20 protein-coding genes are annotated in these 23,568 nt (G+C 33.3%); 15 read left to right on the top strand and 5 right to left on the bottom strand.

The window, feature by feature from the left end:
- The first annotated feature begins 9 nt into the window (after nt 1-9).
- From recJ to acsF, 9 genes are all read left to right on the top strand, one after another.
- Entirely contained in the window at nt 10-1,872 is a 1,863-nt protein-coding gene (recJ, locus tag O5635_RS01770) for a single-stranded-DNA-specific exonuclease RecJ (RefSeq protein ID WP_036902972.1), read from the top strand.
- 287 nt (nt 1,873-2,159) lie between these two features.
- Nucleotides 2,160-2,525, top strand: coding sequence for a YkgJ family cysteine cluster protein (locus O5635_RS01765; protein WP_036902974.1), 366 nt, complete (start codon nt 2,160-2,162; stop codon nt 2,523-2,525).
- 5 nt (nt 2,526-2,530) lie between these two features.
- Nucleotides 2,531-2,878: a TMEM165/GDT1 family protein gene (locus O5635_RS01760; RefSeq protein WP_036902975.1), complete on the top strand. Its 348-nt coding sequence runs from the start codon at nt 2,531-2,533 to the stop codon at nt 2,876-2,878.
- Nucleotides 2,875-3,168 carry a TMEM165/GDT1 family protein gene (locus tag O5635_RS01755; RefSeq protein ID WP_081934309.1) on the top strand — a complete coding sequence of 98 codons (294 nt, stop codon included), beginning with the start codon at nt 2,875-2,877 and terminating at the stop codon, nt 3,166-3,168. Before O5635_RS01760 ends, O5635_RS01755 begins: the two co-directional genes overlap by 4 nt.
- Nucleotides 3,169-3,362: 194 nt before the next feature.
- Nucleotides 3,363-5,561: an RNB domain-containing ribonuclease gene (locus O5635_RS01750; RefSeq protein WP_269607763.1), complete on the top strand. Its 2,199-nt coding sequence runs from the start codon at nt 3,363-3,365 to the stop codon at nt 5,559-5,561.
- A gap of 24 nt (nt 5,562-5,585) precedes the next feature.
- Nucleotides 5,586-6,197 (top strand): flavin prenyltransferase UbiX, encoded by a 612-nt coding sequence (locus O5635_RS01745; protein WP_036902980.1) that lies wholly within the window; start codon nt 5,586-5,588, stop codon nt 6,195-6,197.
- Nucleotides 6,190-6,738, top strand: coding sequence for a hypothetical protein (locus O5635_RS01740; RefSeq protein ID WP_269607760.1), 549 nt, complete (start codon nt 6,190-6,192; stop codon nt 6,736-6,738). Before O5635_RS01745 ends, O5635_RS01740 begins: the two co-directional genes overlap by 8 nt.
- 64 nt (nt 6,739-6,802) lie before the next feature.
- Nucleotides 6,803-7,258 (top strand): DUF2996 domain-containing protein, encoded by a 456-nt coding sequence (locus O5635_RS01735; protein WP_269607759.1) that lies wholly within the window; start codon nt 6,803-6,805, stop codon nt 7,256-7,258.
- 136 nt (nt 7,259-7,394) lie between these two features.
- Nucleotides 7,395-8,444: a magnesium-protoporphyrin IX monomethyl ester (oxidative) cyclase gene (gene acsF / locus O5635_RS01730; protein WP_036902987.1), complete on the top strand. Its 1,050-nt coding sequence runs from the start codon at nt 7,395-7,397 to the stop codon at nt 8,442-8,444.
- Between the two features lie 55 nt (nt 8,445-8,499).
- Here acsF and O5635_RS01725 read toward each other — a convergent pair whose 3' ends face one another.
- Together O5635_RS01725 and O5635_RS01720 are read right to left on the bottom strand one after the other, a co-directional pair.
- Nucleotides 8,500-8,865: a 2Fe-2S iron-sulfur cluster-binding protein gene (locus O5635_RS01725; RefSeq protein WP_152557320.1), complete on the bottom strand. Its 366-nt coding sequence runs from the start codon at nt 8,863-8,865 to the stop codon at nt 8,500-8,502.
- Between the two features lie 22 nt (nt 8,866-8,887).
- Nucleotides 8,888-9,217 carry a hypothetical protein gene (locus O5635_RS01720; RefSeq protein ID WP_036902991.1) on the bottom strand — a complete coding sequence of 110 codons (330 nt, stop codon included), beginning with the start codon at nt 9,215-9,217 and terminating at the stop codon, nt 8,888-8,890.
- A gap of 170 nt (nt 9,218-9,387) precedes the next feature.
- Here O5635_RS01720 and O5635_RS01715 point away from each other — a divergent pair, with 170 nt between their 5' ends.
- From O5635_RS01715 to O5635_RS01700, 4 genes are all read left to right on the top strand, one after another.
- Nucleotides 9,388-10,791 (top strand): TldD/PmbA family protein, encoded by a 1,404-nt coding sequence (locus tag O5635_RS01715; RefSeq protein WP_036903701.1) that lies wholly within the window; start codon nt 9,388-9,390, stop codon nt 10,789-10,791.
- Complete coding sequence (locus O5635_RS01710) at nt 10,791-12,167, top strand: TldD/PmbA family protein (RefSeq protein ID WP_036902994.1); 1,377 nt, start codon at nt 10,791-10,793, stop codon at nt 12,165-12,167. Before O5635_RS01715 ends, O5635_RS01710 begins: the two co-directional genes overlap by 1 nt.
- Nucleotides 12,164-13,180, top strand: coding sequence for a methionyl-tRNA formyltransferase (gene fmt, locus O5635_RS01705; protein WP_269607755.1), 1,017 nt, complete (start codon nt 12,164-12,166; stop codon nt 13,178-13,180). Before O5635_RS01710 ends, fmt begins: the two co-directional genes overlap by 4 nt.
- Nucleotides 13,181-13,276: 96 nt before the next feature.
- Complete coding sequence (locus tag O5635_RS01700; protein WP_036902996.1) at nt 13,277-13,456, top strand: hypothetical protein; 180 nt, start codon at nt 13,277-13,279, stop codon at nt 13,454-13,456.
- 12 nt (nt 13,457-13,468) lie between these two features.
- Here the strand turns inward: O5635_RS01700 and O5635_RS01695 are convergent, their stop codons facing one another.
- Nucleotides 13,469-14,323 carry a DUF4922 domain-containing protein gene (locus O5635_RS01695; protein WP_036902997.1) on the bottom strand — a complete coding sequence of 285 codons (855 nt, stop codon included), beginning with the start codon at nt 14,321-14,323 and terminating at the stop codon, nt 13,469-13,471.
- A gap of 606 nt (nt 14,324-14,929) precedes the next feature.
- On the opposite strand from O5635_RS01695, the gene O5635_RS01690 reads away from it, so the two are divergent.
- A complete protein-coding gene (locus O5635_RS01690; protein WP_036903000.1) occupies nt 14,930-15,160 on the top strand; it encodes a hypothetical protein in 231 nt (76 codons plus the stop codon).
- A gap of 15 nt (nt 15,161-15,175) precedes the next feature.
- Here the strand turns inward: O5635_RS01690 and metH are convergent, their stop codons facing one another.
- Nucleotides 15,176-18,724, bottom strand: a complete 3,549-nt coding sequence (gene metH, locus O5635_RS01685) for a methionine synthase (RefSeq protein WP_269607753.1) — start codon at nt 18,722-18,724, stop codon at nt 15,176-15,178.
- 73 nt (nt 18,725-18,797) lie between these two features.
- Complete coding sequence (locus tag O5635_RS01680) at nt 18,798-19,712, bottom strand: branched-chain amino acid transaminase (protein ID WP_036903005.1); 915 nt, start codon at nt 19,710-19,712, stop codon at nt 18,798-18,800.
- Nucleotides 19,713-19,790: 78 nt separating this feature from the next.
- On the opposite strand from O5635_RS01680, the gene cobN reads away from it, so the two are divergent.
- Entirely contained in the window at nt 19,791-23,567 is a 3,777-nt protein-coding gene (gene cobN / locus O5635_RS01675) for a cobaltochelatase subunit CobN (RefSeq protein WP_269607751.1), read from the top strand.
- Nucleotide 23,568: the final 1 nt, after the last annotated feature.

Genomic DNA, 23,568 nt, shown 5'->3' with positions numbered 1-23,568 from the left:
TCAAGACAATTGAAAAGACAAGAATTTAACTGGCAAACACCAACAGAAATTGAATCTACTTTTACAATACCTTATGAATTCCCAAGGCAAATTCAGGAAGTCCTTATTAGAAGAGGTATATCGGACTTAGAAGATTTTAAACAATATATCGAACCTGCTAAACTACCAAATCCAAATAAGCATTTTAAAGACCTTGAGAAGGCAACTAAACGGATAATAAATGCTCGTCAAAATAAAGAGAAAATTGCAATATGCGGAGATTATGATGCAGATGGCATGACAAGTACAGCATTATTAGTAGATTATTTTAGAAAGATAGATATTAATGTTACACCAATAATCCCATCACGTAAAGATGATGGCTATGGGATAAATGAGTCAATAATAAATCGTATAAATCAATCTAATATAAAATTAGTAATTACAGTAGATAATGGAGTTTCAGCATCTGGAGCATTACTACTAGCTAAAGAGAATGAGATAGATGTTATTGTCACAGATCATCATATAATAAAGGAAGATCTTCCATCTATATTTTCCTTAATTCATCCAAGCAAAACACCTGACGAGTCTCCATATAAATTTCTTGCGGGAGTTGGCTTAGCATATTTATTAGCTGAATCAATAGCACAGAAGACATCAACAGAATACCAACTTGGATTTGCCAGAGATCTTTTTTGTATTGGAACAATAGCTGATATGGCAACATTAAAAGGAGCGAATAGATACTGGTTAAAGAAATGGATGAAACATTTAAAAAATACTGATTCGTATGGTTTACAAGGGCTAATAGGCAAATCAAAATTAAAAAATAAGATAATTACTTCAGAAGATATAGCTTTTCAACTAGCACCAAGAATAAATTCAGTAGGTAGGATAAGTGAACCAAGTTTAATCCTGGAATTATTTCTTGAATCCAAGAAGGAAAAGGCGGATAAACTCGCAACTGAAGTGGAGAAAATTAATAAAGAGCGAAAATTACTATGCAAAACTACAGCCAATGAAGCAATTGATATTCTAGAGAAAGATAATTTGAAGTTAAATTCATTTATACTTCTTGCTCAATCACATTGGCATCAAGGGGTAATAGGTATAGTAGCCGCAAGAATAATGGAAAGGTATAATCGGCCGACTGCAATCCTTACTAGTGATAGTAATGGAACCTTAAGAGCTTCTGTAAGGGCTCCCAAAGGTTTTAATGTGTTTGAAGCTCTAGATAAATGCAAACTTTATCTAGAAAAATATGGCGGTCATGCCGCAGCTGGAGGTTTCACGGTAAAAGCCGAAAATATATCTAATTTAGAGAAAGATCTGAATAGTCACGCTGAAAGTTGGCTCATATCAAACACAAAAAGAGTAATTAAACCAGATTCATATATAAAACTCTGTGAAATAACAAAAGATTTTTGCATAAAAATACAAGAACTTGAGCCATTTGGACAAGGCAATTCGAAGCCAATTTTCTGGACTAGGGGCTGCAATGTACTAAGAAATCAATACCTATACGGTGGATGTCAAAAGATAGAGATAGAGCAAGGAAAAACTATATTTGAAGCAATAAATTGGAATAATAGTTTAGCAGTTAATTTGCCTAAAAAAATTGATATAGCTTTTTACATTGATTATGATAAGTTAATAGAAGAGGACAAATTGCAAATAACATTGTGCGGAATAAAAGAATACAAAAATATAGAATCCTTTAATATAAACAATAGGAGGTATAAATGTAGTAAAACCAACGAGGGTGGATTATTGATTGAGAATGAAAAAGGAGAAGAGCTTACCTTTACAAATAGGTGTAATTATAATGAAATAGACAATAGCTATATTAAGAGTTTAGTTTATACATCTATATCTATACTAGGTTTGTAGTATATAAAGCAATTATTTATTATAAAAAGAGTACCTGATATTAGTGGCCTTTTTAAAACTTATTTGAATTTTAAATCAATTAGCCCTATCTTCTGTAAAAAATTAGAGCGATGATAGCTGGTCCTGAAAGAGCTACAGCAACAAAAGGAAGTAAATTTCCCATTTTTGTATAAGGATTGAATTTATAATAAAATTATATACGACTGAAGGGATGGCTGAAGATGAATTATATTTTTTGTAATTTCATCATGAAATCCCCACGAATACTGAGTTCTCGGAGATAGAGAATGAAACCAAAAGCTCATAAATGGTCGTGCATTGCAAATTGTGGCGCATGTTGCAGACTGGCTCCCGAGGAACGAAGTGAAGCAGTACAAGCACTTTCTACTGCTGAAGAAGAAGAATATTTCAGAATGGTTGGTAATGATGGCTGGTGCCGTCATTACGATAAGGCAAATAGAAAATGTACTATTTATGATGAACGACCCAGTTTCTGTAAAGTAGAAAATTTCTCAAAGTTCTTCGAATTAAATCAATATACAACCGATTATCTAGCAATAAAATCATGTAAAGAGAATATACGTTCAATCTATGGAGGAAAAAGTACAGTACTTAAACGGTTCCAGAGGAACCTAGATAAAACAAATAAATAAACATCATGAATACTCTTAATGCTAATAAAAATGAAAAAAAGCAAGATGAAAAGTTTGCCATAACACTCATTACTACATTCTCAACTGTATTCATTGCTGAACTAGGAGACAAAACACAGGTTGCAACTTTATTATTATCAGCAGAATCTGGGCATCCATTAATTGTCTTTATTGGAGCTGCTTTAGCACTAATTATATCCAGTTTATTGGGTGTACTTCTTGGCAAATACATTTCTAATAGGATACCAAGTAATGTATTTGAACTGTTATCTGGTACGCTGATGATATTAATAGGTTTTTGGTTATTAATAGATACTTTTCTCTTTAAAAGCTCACCTTTTGATCTTCTATGAAAATTATAGATCCCATACTACTCTCAACATTTACTACTATTTTGCTGGCTGAGTTGGGAGACAAGACTCAAATTGCGACAGTTGCCATGAGTGGAAAAAGTAATAAGCCTTTAGCTGTATTCATAGGTTCATCCACCGCGCTAGTTCTAGCATGCCTACTAGGAACACTAGCCGGGGGTTCCATCTCAAATTTCATTCCTACAGTTCTGTTAAAAGCCCTTGCAGCAGTAGGGTTTTTATATATTGGAGTAATTTTGGTGATTAGTTCAACAAAGCAAGTAAACGAATAATTTTATGAGTACCAAGAATCACATCACTTTATAGCTACTCAATGTATCTATATTTTATGTGCATTTTGAAATATAATTTTCACTATAGATTACATATAAGTTACCACCACTCTTAATTGATCATGCTTTCGGTAGCCAAAATTCTAGAACTGCTACCCAATGAACGGGGTATAGAGGTCAATAAGCTTGAGAAAATGCTCAAGCTTTCCAAAAAAACTGAAAAGCATCAGTTAGAGATAGGTCTGAATGCTTTAGCTAAAATAGGACTTATCGAAAAAGAAGCTGACAACTCAATAAGAACCGGAATAGTAGAGAATGCAATATCAGGCTTTATTAGATGTAGTAGCAAAGGTTATTGTTTTCTTGTAAGAGACGATGGTCAAGACGACATATACATTAGAGAACAATATTTAAATCATGCATGGCATGGAGATAAAGTATTAGTGAAAGTATTACGTGAAGCAATAAAGAGAAGATCTCCTGAAGGCTCTGTTATATGTGTACTAGAAAGATATAATCAATCTGTACTTTCAACAATTGAATTAATTGATAATGAACTAATAGCAAATCCCTTGGATGAAAGAATACTAGCCAAAATTTCTCTTACACCAAACAGTGAACTTAAAAAAGAAATATTAGAAACAAATAATATATATGAAGTTAAGATAAATAAATATCCAATCGGACAATATAAAGCCAGTGGATCAATAGTTAAAACATTAAGTCTTGAATCTGGTTACCAAGGTGATATTGAGATAATAAAAGCAAAAAATAATATACCTATAGATCAGGATCATACTAAAATATCAATAAAATCCCCATCAACTAAAAATAGAAAAGACTTCACCGACCAAGACTGTTTAATATATACAAGTTGGGTCTCTAAGAAAAGCCCAAGCTTATTATGTATATATACAGAGCCATTTAATGGAGGATCTAAAATATATATCCATGTTCCTACAATTGCGGAAAGAATTGGTGCTAACAGTAAATTACATAAAATACTTGAATCGAAAGCGGAAACTCTTTTTCTTGGGGATAGTTGGGTGAACCTGCTTACTGAGGACTTACAAAAAGTATCAGGTTTTACTACAGAAAAAAGTAACGAAGCAATAACACTAGAATTACATATAGATAAAGATGGTAACTTCCTAGAATGGCAATTCCACCTTTCGAAAATTCAACCAAAAGCAATTATTAATGATGAACAACTCGAATTAATTTCAAAAAGAAAGCCATCCTCTAGAACTACACCTTTAAAACTTAAACCTATCAAGGCTTTCATAAATCAAGTAGAGACGACAGCTTTTACCAGTAAAATATTAAATACAAAACTTTATAGTATAGGATCTATAAGTATAGAATCCAGTAATATCAATCACGAAAAATTAAAGGATAATCTATATATCAATCCAGGCATATCATATAAAGCATGGACACCTAAATTAGATCTGTCACAAGCAAATTCAATAGTTAATGTTTTTACTCGTATAGCTAATATAATTTGGAATAGGCATCACACTTCACTTAATCTGCCAGGTATTTCTCTCTCAAGCAAAAATATAGATACTAATCAACTTAATGAAATAGTAAAATCTGCAATAATATTGAATGCAAAAGTCGAGTTAAATGAAGAAGGTATAACTAGTCTTCCTGACTTTGTTGAATCAATTTCTACTATAGAAAATAGAAGTATTATTGAAAAGGCACTCAAAAGCTCTCTACCATTAAAACAGTTTTATTTATATGAGCCCATAAGCTCTAGTACTATAAACAAATCATCTAATTCAAGTAATGATCCATTGGAAGAGTCACCATGGTCTTCGCCATTTATGTCATATAGTGATATTGTTAACCAACATGTAATTTTTAGTTTACTATCAGAGGCTAAATCAAAACCCAGAACAAAAGAAAAGACCCTCTTTGGTCAGAAAGGAGTTCATCAATCCATAGATTGGGAGTTTTTTAGCCAAATACAAATAACATCCTTTAATAAACTATTAAACAATAGAACAGTAAGAATTCTAAATTCTTCGGCTAAAAGGTCAAACTCATTTTTTATAGATTTACTTTCAATGATAGAAACAAGATCTATAGAAAGTAAAATAGGGGTAACATTAGATGGACTGGTAACTGGGGTTCAAAGTTATGGCTTCTTCGTAGAAATTGATTCTTACCAGATTGAAGGTTTAGTACATGTTAGCTCTCTAGATGATGACTGGTATGAATATAGGTCTAGGCAAAACATGTTAATAGGCAGAAAAAGTAAAAAGACATATCAAATTGGAGATAAAGTAAAAATAAAAGTTCTCAGTGTTGATCTTCTAAAAAATCAAATAGATTTAGATGTTGATCTCAAATATTCTAATCAATTAGATCTCACTAAAAAATAAATCTAGCGTTATGATATTAAGTTAATGTATAAATTAGTTTTTGCAATTACAGGTGCTTCTGCTCAACCTTTAGCTGAAAGAGCTTTAGAGCTATTATTAAATAATAACATAGATTTACATCTAATTATTAGTAAAGGTGCCTATGAAGTATGGAGTTCAGAACTAAAAGTAACATTGCCTATAGATCCAATCAAGCAAGCTGAATTTTTTCGTAAAAGAATAAATACTAACAAAGGTAGTTTAACTTGTTATAAATGGAATGATAATGCAGCTTCAATAGCAAGTGGAAGTGTAAAAACTGATGGTATGGTGATTCTTCCTTGTACAATGGGTACTATTGGAAGGATAACTAATTGCTTCTCATTAAATTTAATAGAAAGATGTGCTGATGTTCATCTAAAAGAGAGACGAAAACTCGTAATTTCACCCAGAGAAAGTCCTTTTAACATAATCCATTTAAGAAATATGCTTTCATTAGCAGAAGCAGGAGCAGATATAGTTCCTTGTATACCAGCATGGTATGGAAAGCCTACATCACTCGAAGATATGGTTGATTTTATGGTAGTTAGATTATTTGATAGCTTTAATTTAAATCTGAAACCAATAACAAGATGGAAGGATTCAAATTATGAGTAATTTAAAACAAATTACATTAACAATAACTCTATTGCCATTAATATTTCTTTTGATAGTGTCTGGAATTAATTTAGAAAAAAAATCTAAACTTAGAATACTAATATGGACTACTCCAGAGATATCAATTGGTACGTCAATAGCAATTACAAGTTCTTTGAGTTTTATCGTAGGGATACTACCTTACTTACTTTTGATTGATCCAAAAATAAAAAAACGGAGAAAAGTAAAACTTACACAAAAGGATATTTACTCAAGTCAGGTTTATGAAAGTGATGATATAGAGGAAAAGACAGACTTGCATAATGTAAATGAAAACGAAATTAATTATATAGAAAGGGATGTCAGAGACCCTTTGCCAACTGTATCTGTTTCATATCGAGTGCTAAATCAACCTAGCAAACAAAATGCTAAAGATGTTAGTAGTTCTTCAAGTCTATATGAAGAGGAATCAAAACTTAAATCAGCTCAACCCTGTAATTATTCAGATTCAACAAATAGTTCAGATAACGATTGGAATAATGAACTCGATAACAATTGGTGACTTATTGTTTACATTGTAAAATAGAGATTTACAGCCTATAATCTAACTAGCAAAAAGATTTACCTTGGAAGAAAGCAAAGGCAACGAATTAATCAATAACAATGTCCCACAAGGTAAAGATATTAACATCTCTCCTGACGAGAAAAAAATAAAGCCCCCTAAGCTTGAAGACAAGCCATTCGAGGATTTTATTAAGGATGATTTTATTCCTGGGCTCCAGTCATCTTTGAAGAAACATGGCTTAGACAACTCAACTATTGTCTTAAAAGAGGGAGAAAGACCTGTAACAGGAGGCACTTGCTGGCAAGTTGAAGCTAGCCTTCCTCAAGGTAGAAAATTTTGGGTTTGTTTCTCTAGCAATAAACTTTCAGCTCAAAAGTATTTTTCACTTGCAGAATCAGGAAATCAGCCAAGCCTCCTTGAATCCTTCCTCATTGACGAAAGGAAAATCACACTCCCACTACTGATCTCACGAACTCTACAAAGATTAAATGGTCAGAAGTGGCTCGGCAAAAACTAGTCTCTCATTAGGATTTATGCTATATGACAAAATCAACTCACATGAGCTTGTCACGACAAAGTTAATCAATTAAGTAATTTTTTCAAAAAATTTCCGTTTATAGCACTAAAATCACTTATCAAATCAAGAGCAGATAATGACTGCAACAGTTTCAGCGGGAAGTTCAACAGATTCCTTAGGAAGGAATGAACTTCCACCTCATCTTGACGAGAACCTTTTAACCCCAAGGTTTTACACTACTGAATTTGAGAAGGCTGCTAAAACAGATCTTGACATAGCCAGAAGAGATTTTCAGGCTATGTTCAACGAAATGGAAGCCGACTACAATCTAAAACACTTTGATAGGAAAGCATCTCTTGAAAGATTAAATGAGTTGTCCCCAGAAGATAAGTCAGTATATGAAAGCTATTTAGTGAGATCAGTAGTATCTGAATTCTCTGGCTTCCTTTTGTTTAAGGAGATCTCTAATAGATTTAAAAAAGCAAACAGGCCAGAACTTGGTCAGTTTTTTCAATTCTTAGCAAGAGATGAAGCACGTCATGCAGGTTTTCTTGGGAGAGCACTAAAAGCCGAAGGAATTAATATTGATCTCCCAAACCTTCCAAAGAAAAGAGCTGCAACATTCTTCCCTCTTAGCTGGGTACTCTACTCTTTATATTTATCCGAAAAGATAGGTTATTGGAGGTACATTCTTATAAATAGACATCTAGAGTCTAATCCTGAAAAAGCTTGTGCACCTTTATTTGATTTCTTTGAGCCATGGTGTCAAGACGAAAATAGGCATGGTGACTGTATAAATATGATGATGAGATGTTGGCCAGGAATGACAAAAGGATTAAGGGGTAAGCTTTTAAGCAGGTTTTTCCTTTGGTCAGTATTCCTAACTCACACACTAACTGTTTGTGAGCGAGGTGATTTCTACAAATTACTTGCAATTGATCCTATAAAATTCGATGAAGAAGTAATTATTCAAACAAATAATACTTCTAAAAATGCTTTCCCATGGGTATACAACTTTGATGATGGCAAATTCTTAGAGATGAGAGTACAAATTCTAAATGCTTTTAAAGATTGGAGAACAAGCCAAACATTATCTAAGCCAATCAAATTTATAAAATTTGCCACTCTAATTTTAAAACAATTTGCTTTACCAATGGAAAAGACGGAAGCTGTCAGATACGGATAAAGTAAGTTATTATTGATATATTAAAAAAGTTAGCATTATAATTATCAATTTAATACTACATATCAAAGGGGTTGCCGGCTTCTTTGTTTATGTTCTCAAGAAATTTACCAAATTGAATTTCGTAAACTTCGTCTTCTTGCTGAGTTTCAACTTCAAGAGGTCCATTCGCTCTAGCTATGCAAAGTAAAGCGTATCCATAATCTTGCATTTGCTTGGAAAGGCCAATACCTAGTGACTGATCTAAAGTTCCTGAAATAATCTTAACTGCGCAAGTTGTACAGCATCCATTCCTGCAAGAGAAGGGAAGATTTTCCCCTTGAGATTCAAAAAAACGTAGAATGTATTCACCATCTGGTACATCTAAAGTTATTGTTTTCTTAAGCTGCCTGTTGTGGACGGTAATCTTGTGATATTCCATGATCTTATGTATTTAGTTTAAATACTTAATTAAGCATACTAATATCTCTAATTTCAGCCGCGGGTGGAAGTTCCATCGCATTTTGAAGTAATTCAGACTTTTCCATATTTAATGGCTTAATTTCTCCACCAAACCTTAGTCTCAACCAATCTATTGCGGTTGGATCTTCAGCTACAACTGCTTCTGAGCTAGATTCTGAAATTTTATATTTGGCTACCAATTCGGGTGATAAATACCAAAAAGGAACATCTGCGCCTTTCCTGTTCCTTCTTTCTGAAACAGTTTCTCGCAATTGTCCATTGCCAGTTAATTGGCCAGCTGGAGCAACTAATGCATATAAATTGAATTCATTCATGAAATAGTCAATACTTGGCTTAGTTAATCCTAGATCGAAGACCTAAAAATAAGGGTGTTTAAATAAATTTGTTTTTTATAAGGTCATTTTTGCTCATGATTACGTAAAATATTTATCTAAGTAATACTTTTTTGACTACCTCAAATACTTCATCCCCAGATTTTCTTGATATAGAATCCTTGGAAGGGAATCTAAAGGTAAATCTTGAGGAGCTATTAAATTATGGCGTATCAGCAGGAGCTGATTTAGTAGAAATATTTCTAGAGCATGTTGATAACACAGGAATATTAGCTGAGCAAGACATTATTACCAGCGTTAGTCCATCTATTGGGAAAGGAGTTGGAATAAGAGTATTCTCTAATAGAAAAGATGGTTTTGTCTCAACTAATGATCTCTCAAGAGCAGGATTAATACTCGCGCTTAATCAGGCTCTAGCAATGCTTGGATTGGAAATAAATATAAAAAAGACAACGAATTTCAATGGCCTGAAAAAAGTATCAAATTACGGATTGTACAAAGGAGATCTATCAAAAGATTGTCCGAAGTTGGAAGATTCCACACGAAGAATTCTTGAAGGGACAAGTCTTTTACAAAAATATGGAAGTCATATACAAGTTAGAAGGGGAACTTATTCAAGAACAATTCAGGAAGTTGTTGTAGCTGCAAGTGACGGAACTTTTGGAAGAGATTTAAGACTTTATCAATCAGTAGGTCTAAATGCATTAGCATCTGATAAAGAATATAGATCGAGTATTGGGAGAAGATATGGTTCTACAGGGGATCCAAATCAAATACATAACTGGGATATAGACCAGTCAGCTCAAGAAATATGCGAAAGTCTCAAGAATATGCTTTATGCAAAATATGTTGAAGCAGGACAAATGCCTGCTGTATTGGCTAATCGTTTTGGAGGGGTAATATTCCATGAAGCTTGCGGGCACCTACTAGAAACAACCCAAATAGAGCGAGGTACAACACCATTTATAAATCAAATTGATAAACAAATTGCAAATGAATCTGTTACAGCTGTGGATGAAGGGATATCAGAAGGGGCATTTGGGTCAATCTCAATGGACGATGAAGGAATGGAATCTCAAAGGAATGTACTTATAGAGAAAGGAATATTAAAAAGATTTATAAGTGATAGGGCTGGTGAAATGAGGACTGGATTTAAAAGGACAGGCAGCGGACGAAGACAAAGTTATGCATTTCCAGCTGCTAGTAGAATGAGAAATACTTATATATCATCAGGTCAATATTCACCTGATCAATTAATAGCAAGTGTAGACAAAGGAATATATTGTAAATCAATGGGAGGTGGAAGTGTTGGAGCAACAGGTCAATTTAATTTTTCAGTCGAAGAAGGTTATTTAATTGAGAAAGGAAAATTAACAACTCCTGTAAAAGGGGCAACATTAATAGGAGAAGCAAAAGAAATATTACCAAGGATATCTATGTGTGCTAATGATCTGGATCTTGCTGCAGGTTATTGTGGTTCAGTAAGTGGAAATATAAATGTAACTGTAGGACAACCTCATATCAAAGTAGATTCCATTACTGTAGGAGGAAGATAATGCCAGAAAACACACAAACAACTGTCTTAGATCCTAAATTAATTAGAGAAAGTATAGATTATCTGGCTAATAGGCTTTCAATAAAAAAATGGGATCTAAGTGCGTCTTCTAGTAAAGATATATCTGCTCAGGTTTTCAAAGGAGAAGCTAAGCAACTAAAAGCATCTCAAAGAAGTGCAATAACATTAAGAGTATGGAATAAAAATAATCTTGTAGGAATAACTAGCACTTCAGACTTATCAAGAAATGGTCTAGAACTTGCTCTTAAAACAGCTTATGAAGCTAGTAATTATGGTAATAAGAAAGAAATACCTGACTTCTCTCCAATGGCGAGAACAGTTCTAGAATCTTTTGAAAGACCATTACATAAATCTGTTGGTGTTACGGAATTATTTAATAGGCTAAGAGATGCTGAACGATTATTACTAGCAAAACATAGGTTAATAAGTTCTATTCCATATAATGGATTTGCAGAATGTGATTATGAGAGAGTCTATTTAAACAGTGATGGAGCTTTAAGAAGCTTAAGGAATACTCACGCAAGCATTTATTTATATGCAAAGGCGCACCAGGATGGAAGGAAACCAAGAACAGGTGGATCAATAAGAATAGGTCATGGTTGTTCTGATATTGATGTACAAGAATGCATTAATGAAGCAGCTGAAAAAACAATAAGCCACTTAGACTATGAACCTATAGAGACTGGAAAATACCTTATTTGCTTTTCTCCAGAAGCATTCTTAGAATTAGTGTCTTCTTTTAGTAATATATTCAATGCTAGATCTATAATAGATGGAACAAGCTTATCTACAAGAGAAACACTTGGTCAGCAAATAGCTTCACCGCTACTTAATATTAATGATAATGGATTACATCCATCAAATATCGGTGGTTTTAATTTCGATGGAGAAGGAACACCCGTACGAAACATATCATTAGTTGAAAATGGGATACTTACAAATCTATTGCATTCAGAATCAACTGCAAAATTATATGATGTAGAACCAACCGGACATGCGGGAATTGGATCAAAAGTTTCAGTATCACCAGACTGGTTAATAGTTAGTAGAACAAAAGATTATAAAGTTGCTAATACCCTAAATCATAAGAAGACAAAAATCGAATTCATACTTATTGAGAACCTACAAGCATTACATGCTGGGATTAAGGCAACTCAAGGAAGCTTCTCATTGCCATTCGATGGGTGGCTAGTAAGAGAAGGAGTAAAAAAATCAATAGAGTCAGCAACAATTGCCGGGGATATAAAATCATTGTTAAATAACATAGTTCAAATAGAGGAAGAAATAAAAAACACACATTCTGGTATTTCACCCCATGTATGGGTAGAGGGGTTATCAGTTACAGGAGAAAAGTGAAAATTGTTTTTTGGGGCACGCCTAACTTTGCAGTTCCAATTCTTCAATCATTGTTAGACTCTAAACATGAAGTAATTGCAGTTGTAACCCAGCCAGATAAAAGAAGAAATAGAGGGTCCAAGCTAAATAGTTCACCTGTTAAGGAATTAGCAAATAAAAATTCTATAAAAGTAATAACTCCAAAAAATATAAAATCAGAAAAAGATATACTGTCAGAAATAGAATTTACTAATGCAGATATATTTATTGTTGTAGCCTTTGGTCAGATACTCCCTAAAGAAATATTGAGGAAGCCTAGTTTAGGATGTTGGAATATTCATGCTTCTCTACTTCCTAAATGGAGAGGAGCGGCACCTATTCAAAGATCTATATTAAATGGAGATAAAGAAACTGGTGTAGGAATAATGCTTATGGAAGAGGAATTAGATACTGGTCCAATATTGTTAGAAAAAAAAATAGATATAGGAATTCTTAGTAATCTACAGAGAGTTACTAAGGATTTACAAGATATATCATGTATAGCATTAAAAGAAGCTCTTGAAATTATTGAGTCAAGTGGTATTAACAAAGAATTAAACCTAGAAAGTAAACTGAAATTAACATCACAAAGCTTATTGAATAGAAATTTATGCTATGCAAAAATGATAAACAAATCAGAATTGGCAATCAATTGGAATGAAAAATCGATAGACATTCATAGAAAAGTAATGGGTTTTTCTCCTAGTGTTTTTACCTTTTATAAAGCGAAAAGGATAAAAATAAGTAGTACTGTTCCTTTAGAATATAACTTAAAGCCTGTATTGAAAAATTACATTGATCTTATCGAAAAATATAGTGTTAAGAATGGCAGGCCAGGAGAAATTATAGGTATTGAAAAAGGTATAGGTATAATAGTCAAAACTAAGTCCTCTGCGATTATTGTTCAAAATGGACAAGTAGAAGGTAAAAGGTTGGTTTCATCAGATGTACTTATACAACAACTGTCTTTTTCAGTCGGAGAAGAGTTTTCATAGTTCTAGTTAAATCGTAAAAAATTCTATTTTTAGAGTTGAAAAGTCACAGATGCAGCAATAACCTATTAACATATACATATTAGAAAAATTAAGAAGATGATCACTGAATTTTGTTCTGCAAACGATACCAAACAGAAAAGGAGGCTTTTTCTTCATGAACGTAAACTGGAAATTCTTATTTATTACAGAGATTCACTTGAGCGAAGGATTGCTGCACTAAATGCATCAATAGAGACGCTACAAATGCAAATAAGTAGGGATAAAGAAGTTCAGTAAATTTGCTTATAGTTATATAATAGGAAATACAACATTTTCCAACAGACTGACAGGTCCATTTTTTTCAAGCCAGTCTAAATTAGAATTATCACGGCAAAGTAAATAACCTGCAAATCCTAAAGCATTAATACTAAAGCCATATGCACATTCTTTTGACCTTCTGATTAATGCCATCCAATTAGAAGTAATCAATAAATTGTAAGGATATTTTGGCTTTAAATCTTTTTCTGGACTTCCGATATCCATTTTTTTGCACATTCCTAGATAGTTTTCATAAAGGTAGTCACCATTATGTAAAAGATTAGTGTGGCTAATTAATCTAACATCACAACTTCTAGAAAGTATTGAATCAGAAATTGTTGATGAATTTAACAGATTAGTAAACCAATTATCTCTGGGGCAAGCAGGTGATTCTGTTGTTCTTCTAAGAAGTTGCAAATGCCTGTGAGGTTGACTCGCGCCAGCTAACGGACCACTATTAAAAAACCATAAACCTTTGGTATCTTCATTGACTTTGGATAGAGCACTCCAATCATTAAGAGTTAGCCATCCATCCTGTGGCTCCCAATTTTTTGTAATTAACAACATATGACCTGGCTGAACAGGATACTTATTCAAAATTAATACATGCTTGTCTAATATATTAGATATTTCTAAATTAGTATCCCAAGGATGAAAAGGATTGTGATGAGGTCCATAATTAAGCGTGTTAGGAGTATAACTAGAGACAAGGGTACGTATTTCGAATATTTCTTCTCTTGTATTAGGAAAATATCTAGTTAAAGTTTCTAAAGGTATTAAGGATTTGACAGCAATTGCTGTTTTCGTTAACTCTAATGCTTTATTCCAGAATAATTCATGTGTCACTTGCCTATTTAAATCGGGAAAGGAAAACCTTTTGCTTATAGCAAAATATAATGATTAATAGAGCAAGATTAATGAGATTTCTATCATATTTAAATGAAATCAAATAAATTAGTGCGATTTAACAAATTTTAAAATGGCGAATCTCTAAGATTTATATCGCTCAAAATGACTAACGACTGAGCCTTAACTAAAAGCTTTACTCGATCACAAAGCCATCCTTAAGAGCTTTAATAGTTGATGTTGGATACAGATGGGCTCAAAATGTCTTCTTAATCCCTCTAAACGAATAGCGAGGCAAATGGGAGGCCTGCCTATCTCATTCCAGATGGGTTTAAGCAAATGATATGAGAAGACCTTTTGTAGATTGTTTTGGAACTGATCAAAACATAGACCTAAAGAATGAAAACTAGAAATATTCTCCATTTAAAAATTGCAAATTCGCCTAATTAGGCAAAAAAGTGAAAATCCCTTTCAGGGAAAGGGATTAGACAATTAGCATGACCAGAATATGACTTTGAAATTACAAAATAGTGACACATTCTGCTGAAATAAGGTTGACGAGTGCGGGGGGTAAAGGTTTAAAGATCAAACAGTAATATCTCTTAAATGGAGTGGGAGTTTTCTGAAGACGCTGCTTTCTTAGCTTTATGCGATGCATTTCGCGAAAGCGGGGAAACCTCAGCGATGGAGTTCTTAGCAAATGGAGAGGGTGCCTTCCATTTTCAAGAACTTACTCAAAATGCCGCTGGGGAAGGAATAGACCTCAGCGACTCTGATGTAATGGACGATTTTCAGCAAGAAGTTATTGAAACTTTAGAGAAACTCTGCAATGATTGACTTAAATTAAAAATTTCAAGCACTAAAATACTTGGCCTGACTATGTAAAGCAATTATTGCTGTTGTACTCTGTTCAGGATGTAACTGGTCTGTCTCGTCAATACTTAGGCCTATACGGGAAGCTTCAAGCCATTTAAGTTGCAGGCTTGAATCACTAACTGTTGGACATGCTGGATAGCCAAATGAATATCTACAACCTCTATATTTCTGAGCTAAAATCGCTTTAAGTTCAGCGGGTTCAAATTTAGAGAACCCACATTCCTTTCTAATCAAAGAGTGATTATATTCCGCTAGTGCTTCTGCTAGTTGGACAATAAGACCATGAAAATATAAATAGTCCGTATACTTATTTTCTCTAAATAGTTGTTCAGCAAATTCACTAGCCTTATGGCCCATAGTAACTGCCTGCATGGGTAGAAAGTCTATAGGTTTGTCATTTCTAAGATCAGAAAAGAAATCAGAAATACACAGTCTATTTCCAGATTTTTGTCTAGGAAATTGGAATTCTCCTAAATATTCACTAGCTTGTTCATCAAATACCTTTAAAGAATTTTGAAATCTACCGCATGGGAAATAGCCATATACAAGTGATGGGTTAACAAGTTTTTCTTCTTGTATTTTTAATAGCCATTTATTTAATATTGGGACAGCTTTTGAACTGAGAAAATCCTGATATTCTGATTTTGATTGATTTTTTGTTCTCTTTAATTGCCATTGACTAGAGAAAAGAGCATTAAGGTCTAAATAAGATGAAAATAAATCAATAGGCAGATTGTCAGATTGAATAACTTTGGAACCTGTAAAAGGAGGAGAAATTGATGGCTCTATATTAATAAAAGAAGATCGATGAAAAGTGGTCTTCATATTAAATTTTTTAGAAGCCTGTTTATTATTATTATTATTAGAGGAAGAAGTTGTACTAGCCTTAGGAAGAATATCATTATGTTCATCACATGATTCTAAGAATCCTTGAAGATTATCCCATTTTGAATTAGATTTTGCTGACATATATAAATCCATGAACCTTAAGTCTGTAAATGCATCCTTGCCATAGATCACAACACCATTATATACAGAATTACAATCTTGATTAACAAATTTAGGGGTAAGTGCTGCTCCTCCTAAAATAACAGGTACAGATATATCCGCTTTATTTAGGGCTTGTAAATTATCCTTCATGAAAGCAGTAGATTTAACTAGCAGGCCACTCATTGCTATACAATCAGCATTAAATTTCTTTTGAGCTTCTATAATTAAAGAAATGTCCTGTTTTATACCCAAATTAATCACTTCATAGCCATTATTACTTAAAATTATATCTACTAGATTTTTACCTATATCATGAACATCTCCTTTAACAGTTGCTATAAGAAATTTTCCCTTTGAAGAGTTAAGGTCTTCTGTTTTCTCCATATAAGGTTCAAGTATCGATACAGCATATTTCATTGTCTCGGCTGATTGTAAAACAAAAGGTAGTTGCATTTGTCCTGAACCAAACAATTCACCAACTACTTTCATTCCATCCAAAAGAAAGGTATTAACTATCTCTAGCGGTTTGTAATCACGAAGTGCTTCAAATAAATTTTCTTTAAGGTCCTGTTTTTCCCCTTCAATAATATGTGTTTTTAGTCTTTCATCTATAGGCAATAAATTAAGATCTTTTGTAGAAGAGAGTGACTTATTTGTAACCCCATCAAAAGCAGTAGTTAATGCTGTCAATGGGTCATATGTACAGATAGTATCTTTAAATACTCTCTTGTCATAAATTAGATCGAGGCATATTTTTAAATTCTCCTTCTTAATTTTATTTAAAGGAATTATCTTTGATGGTGAAATTATCGCTGAATCTAAACCTGCTTTAATACATTCAGACAGAAATACTGAATTTAGAGTAGCTCTAGCTGGTGGGGTTAATCCAAAACTAACATTAGAAATTCCTAAAACAATATTTACATCAGAAAACTTTGACTTAATCTGTTGTATAGCTGTAATAGTTTCCTTAGCATTACTTCTATCTTCCTCTATTCCAGTAGTAATTGGGAGAACTAAGGGATCAAAAAATAGATCTGATGGTTTAATACCATAATTTATTGCTGCTTCATATGACCTCTGTGTAATAGTAAATTTCTTTTGAGAAGTTCTGGCCATTCCGTCTTCATCAATAGTACCAATAACTACTGATGAACCATGAGTTTTAGCTAGGTCTAATATATTAAGAAATCTAGTGGGACCATCTTCAAAATTCGTAGAGTTAAGAATACATTTACCTCCTGCTATCTTTAAACCACTCTCCATCTTTTCTGAATCAGTCGAATCAAGCATTAATGGGAGGTTGATATTAGTAACTAGTTTTGAAACAAGATTATGCATATCAGAGACTCCGTCTCTGCCTACATAGTCGACATTGACGTCTAATATATGTGCATTCTCTTTCAACTGGTTTTTTGCTATTGAAACCAAACCATCCCAATCATCATTATTAAGAAGTTCTCTTACTTTTTTAGATCCACTTGCATTTAAACGTTCTCCTATTATTAAAAATGAGTTGTCCTGTTTAAAATTAGTTTTCTCATAAATGGATGAAGCAGATGGTTCAATAATCCTTGAAGATTTAGACTCTAAAGTATTTAAAATCTTTACTTCATCAACTAGTTCACATAGAGATCTAATATGTTCAGGTGTAGTACCACAGCAACCTCCTACAACTCTAACTCCTAAATCATTTATAAAATGCATAAGTTGCATTTTTAATTCTAAAGGTTTTAATCTATAGTGAGCTTTTCCTCCAACATTTTCAGGTAATCCTGCATTAGGAATACAACTAGTTATAAAAGGAGAGTGTTTAGAAAGGTACTTAATATGTACCTTCATTTGTTCAGGGCCTGTTGCACAATTTAATCCTAGTATATCAATATCAAATGGCTCAAGAATTGTAAGAGCTGCTGATATCTCGGTACCAATTAACATAGTACCTGTAGTCTCCATTGTTATAGAGACCATCTTAGGTATATTTATACCGTGAGTTTTTTGAACAGAGTAAATTGCTTTTAGAGCTGATTTAATTTGCAATACGTCCTGACAAGTCTCAACAATTAATAAGTCAACACCACCTTCTAATAAAGACTCTATCTGCTCTTTATAACTTAATGTCATTTCATCGAAGGTTATATGACCTAAACTAGGCAACTTAGTAGTAGGACCTATTGAACCAGCAACGAATCTTGGTTTTTCTACAGTAGAGAATTCTGCTGCGATTGATTTTGCTAACTTGGCATTTAAAAGATTTATATTATAAGCTTGACTCTCTAAACCATACTCTGAAAGTACAACTGAAGTTGCTCCAAAAGTATTAGTTTCGATAACATCACATCCAGCATGAAGATAATCGCGATGAACTTTTTCTACTGCTGAAGGGCAATTTAGAATAAGAGCCTCATTACAGCCTTCAAGATTATTGCCACCAAATTGCTTTGCTGTTAATTCTTGCTGTTGGAGTGCAGTTCCCATTGCACCGTCAAAGACTAATACTGTATTATTTTTTGAAAGATGAGAACGAAAGTCCATATTTATATGTAGTAACTACGTAATATATATGTGCAAATAGTTTAGCAATATAAAGTTATTGAATGTGATCATTTTAGTCAACTTTTATTCTATTAGCCCATGAATCAAATTTATCTGAATTACCCTCAGTTATAGAAATAAGTCTATTACGTATTTTTGACATTATAGGGCGTTGGCTATTTAATACTGTTGATTCGATTCTTTTTATTGGTGTTATCTTTGCTGCTGTACCAGTTAGGAATACTTCATCTGAAATAAATAACTCTGTCTTATCTACAGGTCTTTCTATAACCTTAATACCCATATCTTTAGCTAACTCAATAACACTAGCTCTTGTAATACCTTCTAAAATATCTTGATCTACTCCGGGCGTAATTAGGTTAGAATCTCGAACTATAAATAAATTCATACCACTAGCCTCGCTAACTTTACCTTGTGAATTTAAAAGCAAAGCTTCATCGAAGCCTGTTAACGTTGCTTCTGTTTTGGCTAATGAGCTCGTGATATAAGCTCCACTTATTTTCCCTCTCAAAGGTAATGAACAATCCTGCTGTCTCGTCCAACTGCTTATTCTGCAGGTAACTCCTTCAGGAGACAAATAGTCTCCAAGTTCTAAGCCATATATGAAGAAATCTGTTTCAATATTGTGCAGTCTAGGGGCTATTCCCAAGTCACTTGTATATACGAAAGGTCTTATATATATAGGTTTATTAGGTTTATTGGCTCTGAGGAACAAAGTAAGACTTCTAAGTACTTCTTCCTCATCAAGCTCAGTTAAGAGTAATTTTGCACTCTGGCACAACCTCTTGATATGTTTATCAACTCTAAAAAAAAGAAAAACCCCTGGGGATTTTGGATCAGGTATAGCTCGCATACCTCCAAACGCAGCAGTACCATAATGAAGAGCATGAGTTGCTATAGAAACCTTTGCATTATCAAAGGGTATACATTCACCCCTAAACCAAGCAAAAGGCAAAAAATCATGCATCACTGTTCAGTACCGCCAAAATAGAATTTTTGCACTTTCCACTTTTTCGCATAAGAAAGGATTGAGGTAAATGATCTAATGCACCGCATAGCCAGTCTCCCAGGTGAAGACTCCTCTGAGAATTTAGCACTTGTAGAACAGCCTTCAGCTCCGGTACTTCTACTTACAAGTGCCAGGACTGACATCTCCACATTAGCGAAAGTTCTCAATAAAGAACAAAATGAGCACTGGGGCAATCGATTAAGGGCATTGCCACTGGAATATCTAACACATAAGGCTCAAATCGATCACTATGTTTCCACAACAGCATTATATGCAAAGATAATTATTGTCAGAATTTTAGGAGGAAAAGGGCATTGGTCGTATGGACTAGAAAAACTTAAACAATGGAGTAGAGAAGATAGTACTAGAAAATTAATTGTTCTATCAGGAACAAAAGATCATGAAATAGAACTAAATGGAATAAGCAATATACCTTTGAAACTAAGCCTAATACTTGGAAGATTAATCAGAATAGGGGGATTAATGAATTTAGAAGAATTCTTAAGAGTAATAGAACAAATACTGCTTGATAAAAGCATTTCAACTTCAACAATAAATATTACACAAGTAGATGATCCTCAAATATGGGATTGGAAAGAAGAAAAAGGAAATAGGGTAGGTATCATTTTATATACTTCATACTTGCAGGCAGGGAATGTAGAACTTATAGAAAGGTTAAATAAAGAATTAAGAAATAATGGTCTTGTTCCTAGGGCACTTTGGGTAAGTAGTTTAAAAGACAAAGAAATACAGAAAAAAGTCCTTGAATTATTTCAAGTAGAAAAAGTTAATTGTGTAATTAGTACCACGTCATTTGCTACTGTTAATTCAGAGGAGATATATTCAGAAGGATTAATATGGGACGAATTAAACAAGCCTATATTTCAATTACTCATATCAAATAGGAATAAGAAACAATGGTTAAGTTCACATAGAGGTTTAACTCCAATAGACTTTTCACTGCAAATCGTATTACCAGAACTCGATGGAAGAATAACTACTAGAATCGGAGCTTTTAGAGAAAAGTTAACTAAAAATGATAGCTTGTCAATAACTATAGAGAATTATAAAGTAAGTGACTTCGGTATAAAATGGATTGTAAAACATATTAAATCATGGCTTTGCTTATCTGAAAAGGAGAATTCAGAGAAAAAAATATCTTTAATACTGGCTAATTACCCTATAAAGGATGGAAGGATCGCAAATGGTGTAGGTCTAGATACACCTCAAAGCCTAGTAAAAGTATTAAGCTGGTTGAAAGAGGATGGTTATTATTTAGGAGAAAAGGTAATCCCAGATAATGGAAAAGAATTAATGAAACTAATATTATCAAAAAGAACAAACTCTCCAGAATCTTTTAACAGGAAACCACTTGATTATTTAACCTTAGATGAATATATGAATGAATGGAATTTTAATGATAATATTACTAAGTTAAAAATAGTAAAAAAATGGGGTGAACCAAACAATAATTTGCAACTTGAAGAAAAGGGTTATCCTATCCATGGTATTAGATTTGGCAATGTATGCATATTAATCCAGCAATCTAGGGGGTATGAGCAAGATAATCTAAAGGATATACATTCTCCAGATCTACCTCCAAACCATAATTATTTAGCTCAATATATATGGATTGATAAAGTATTCAATTCGGATTGTATAATTCACTTTGGGAAACATGGTACCGTGGAATGGCTCCCTGGCAAAAGTGTTGGTTTAAGTAAGGAATGCTTTCCAGAAGTTGCCTTGCCAAATATTCCACATCTATATCCTTTCATTGTTAATGATCCAGGAGAGGGATCCCAAGCAAAGAGACGTACTCAAGCGGTAATAATAGATCATTTGACCCCTCCTATAGGAATGGCAAAATTATACGGAGATCTAATTTTAATAGAGACGCTTATAGATGAATACCAAGAGGCAATTCTTGTTTCTTCTAATCGAATAGAGGAGATAAGAAATAAACTAATTTCATTAATTAAGAGCAACAACCTATCAAACAGTAAGTTGTTTGACAAGTTAAACAAATCACCAACTATCGAATTTGAATCACTTCTAGAAAATATAGAAACATATCTTTGTGAATTAAAAGAATCTCAAATCAGGACAGGTCTCCACATATTTGGTAAAGACCTTGAGTACTCTAAACTGTGTGAAATGTCATTATGTATTTCTCTCGCACCTAGATTATTCCATAAAGGTCTTTCTCAATCATTATCTGAATACATTGGTCTGGAATTCGACCCTTGGTCTGACAAAGAAGGGGAATTATTACTAAAGAACGATATTGAGAGTCTATCTAATTATTCGATTAAAAAACCAAGAATTATAGGAGATGGGACTACAATTATTAATGATATTTCCCTAAAGATAATAGAATTATTAGTAAGTAGGATAAATGGTCAAGAAGATAGTAATAAAAAACGGAGTAGGCACACAAAACAAACTTATATAGCAAATAAATTTATTGATGACTCTGAAAATTCAGAGATTGTTCAATATATAAGTGATAAAATTATCAAGAAATTAAAAATATCTCCTAATAAAGAGAAAGAAGCATTATTATCCTGCTTAAAAGGTCATAGAATTAAAAGTGGGCCTTCAGGTGCTCCATCACGTGGCAAGGCAGAAGTATTACCTACTGGACGTAATTTTTATAGTGTAGATCTCAGAGGTTTACCAACAGAATCAGCATGGGATCTTGGTAAAAGAAGTGCGCAAAAAATAATTGATTTATACCGCCTAGAAAACGGTGAGAATTTATCGAATTTAGCTATGTCTGTATGGGCAACATCTACTATGAGAAATGGAGGTGAAGAGATTGCGCAGATGTTCTCATTAATGGGAGTTAAACCTATTTGGGACTCATCAACTAGAAGAGTAATAGGAGTAGAGGCAATCCCTTATTCAGTTCTAGAAAGGCCTAGAGTAGATGTAACACTTAGAATCTCTGGCTTATTTAGAGATGCCTTCCCGAACCTTATAAATTTAGTTTGCGAGGCTCAAAAGGTTATTGCATCACTAGATGAAAGTTCAGAAATTAACCCACTAGCAAAAATTGTTAAAGAAGGAGGTTCTCATGAAAGAGTATTTGGTTGTGCTCCAGAAACATATGGCGCTGGTCTTCAAGAACTAATAAACCTAGGGAATTGGAATAATAAGAATGATCTGGCTGATACGTATTTAGAATGGAGTAAATATATCTATAAAGATTCAGAGACACAAAAGCCATCAAAAATAGAATTGGAGAATTGCTTGAAAAGAGTTCAGGTAGTGTTACATAGCCAAGACAATAGAGAGCATGATATTTTAGATTCAGATGATTATTATCAGTTCCATGGAGGATTAGCAAGTGCCGTAGAAAGAGTAACTAAGAGTAAAACTAATATATATTTTTCAGATAATGCAAACTTTAGCAAGCCAAAGGTTCACAGAATAGAAAAAGAAATTGATAAAGTAGTAAGAACTAGATTACTAAACCCTAAGTGGATAAATGGAATTATGAGTCATGGATATAAAGGAGCATTTGAAATGTCTGCTAGTTTAGATTATTTGTTTGCATACGATGCAACTTCTGAATGTGTTCCTGATTGGTGCTATAAGGGTATTTATAAGCATTGGTTAATCAATGAGAAAGTAAGCGAATTTCTGTCCAAAGAGAATCCTTGGGTCTTGAGAGATATGGCTGAAAGGTTATTAGAATCTCATAACAGAAAACTTTGGAAGTCTGCTTCTGATGAAGATTTAGATAATCTCAAGAGGATAATAAATCAATCAGAGAAGATTATCGAACTAGAAAGATATCAAAGCTAGA

Source organism: Prochlorococcus marinus str. MIT 0919, assembly GCF_027359375.1.
Lineage (GTDB): Bacteria > Cyanobacteriota > Cyanobacteriia > PCC-6307 > Cyanobiaceae > Prochlorococcus_D.
The sequence above is the reverse complement of the archived record's forward strand: the minus strand, read 5'-3'. Positions and strand labels throughout refer to the sequence as shown.

Excerpts from the sequence above, each read along its gene's own strand:
- O5635_RS01765 (WP_036902974.1), top strand. The coding sequence starts at position 2,160 with ATGAAACCAAAAGCTCATAAATGGTCGTGCATTGCAAATTGTGGCGCA.
- O5635_RS01760 (WP_036902975.1), top strand. The coding sequence starts at position 2,531 with ATGAATACTCTTAATGCTAATAAAAATGAAAAAAAGCAAGATGAAAAG.
- O5635_RS01755 (WP_081934309.1), top strand. The coding sequence starts at position 2,875 with ATGAAAATTATAGATCCCATACTACTCTCAACATTTACTACTATTTTG.
- O5635_RS01750 (WP_269607763.1), top strand. The coding sequence starts at position 3,363 with ATGCTCAAGCTTTCCAAAAAAACTGAAAAGCATCAGTTAGAGATAGGT.
- O5635_RS01745 (WP_036902980.1), top strand. The coding sequence starts at position 5,586 with ATGTATAAATTAGTTTTTGCAATTACAGGTGCTTCTGCTCAACCTTTA.
- O5635_RS01740 (WP_269607760.1), top strand. The coding sequence starts at position 6,190 with ATGAGTAATTTAAAACAAATTACATTAACAATAACTCTATTGCCATTA.
- acsF (WP_036902987.1), top strand. The coding sequence starts at position 7,395 with ATGACTGCAACAGTTTCAGCGGGAAGTTCAACAGATTCCTTAGGAAGG.
- O5635_RS01720 (WP_036902991.1), bottom strand. The coding sequence starts at position 9,217 with ATGAATGAATTCAATTTATATGCATTAGTTGCTCCAGCTGGCCAATTA.
- O5635_RS01710 (WP_036902994.1), top strand. The coding sequence starts at position 10,791 with ATGCCAGAAAACACACAAACAACTGTCTTAGATCCTAAATTAATTAGA.
- O5635_RS01700 (WP_036902996.1), top strand. The coding sequence starts at position 13,277 with ATGATCACTGAATTTTGTTCTGCAAACGATACCAAACAGAAAAGGAGG.
- O5635_RS01690 (WP_036903000.1), top strand. The coding sequence starts at position 14,930 with ATGGAGTGGGAGTTTTCTGAAGACGCTGCTTTCTTAGCTTTATGCGAT.
- metH (WP_269607753.1), bottom strand. The coding sequence starts at position 18,724 with ATGGACTTTCGTTCTCATCTTTCAAAAAATAATACAGTATTAGTCTTT.
- O5635_RS01680 (WP_036903005.1), bottom strand. The coding sequence starts at position 19,712 with ATGCATGATTTTTTGCCTTTTGCTTGGTTTAGGGGTGAATGTATACCC.
- cobN (WP_269607751.1), top strand. The coding sequence starts at position 19,791 with ATGCACCGCATAGCCAGTCTCCCAGGTGAAGACTCCTCTGAGAATTTA.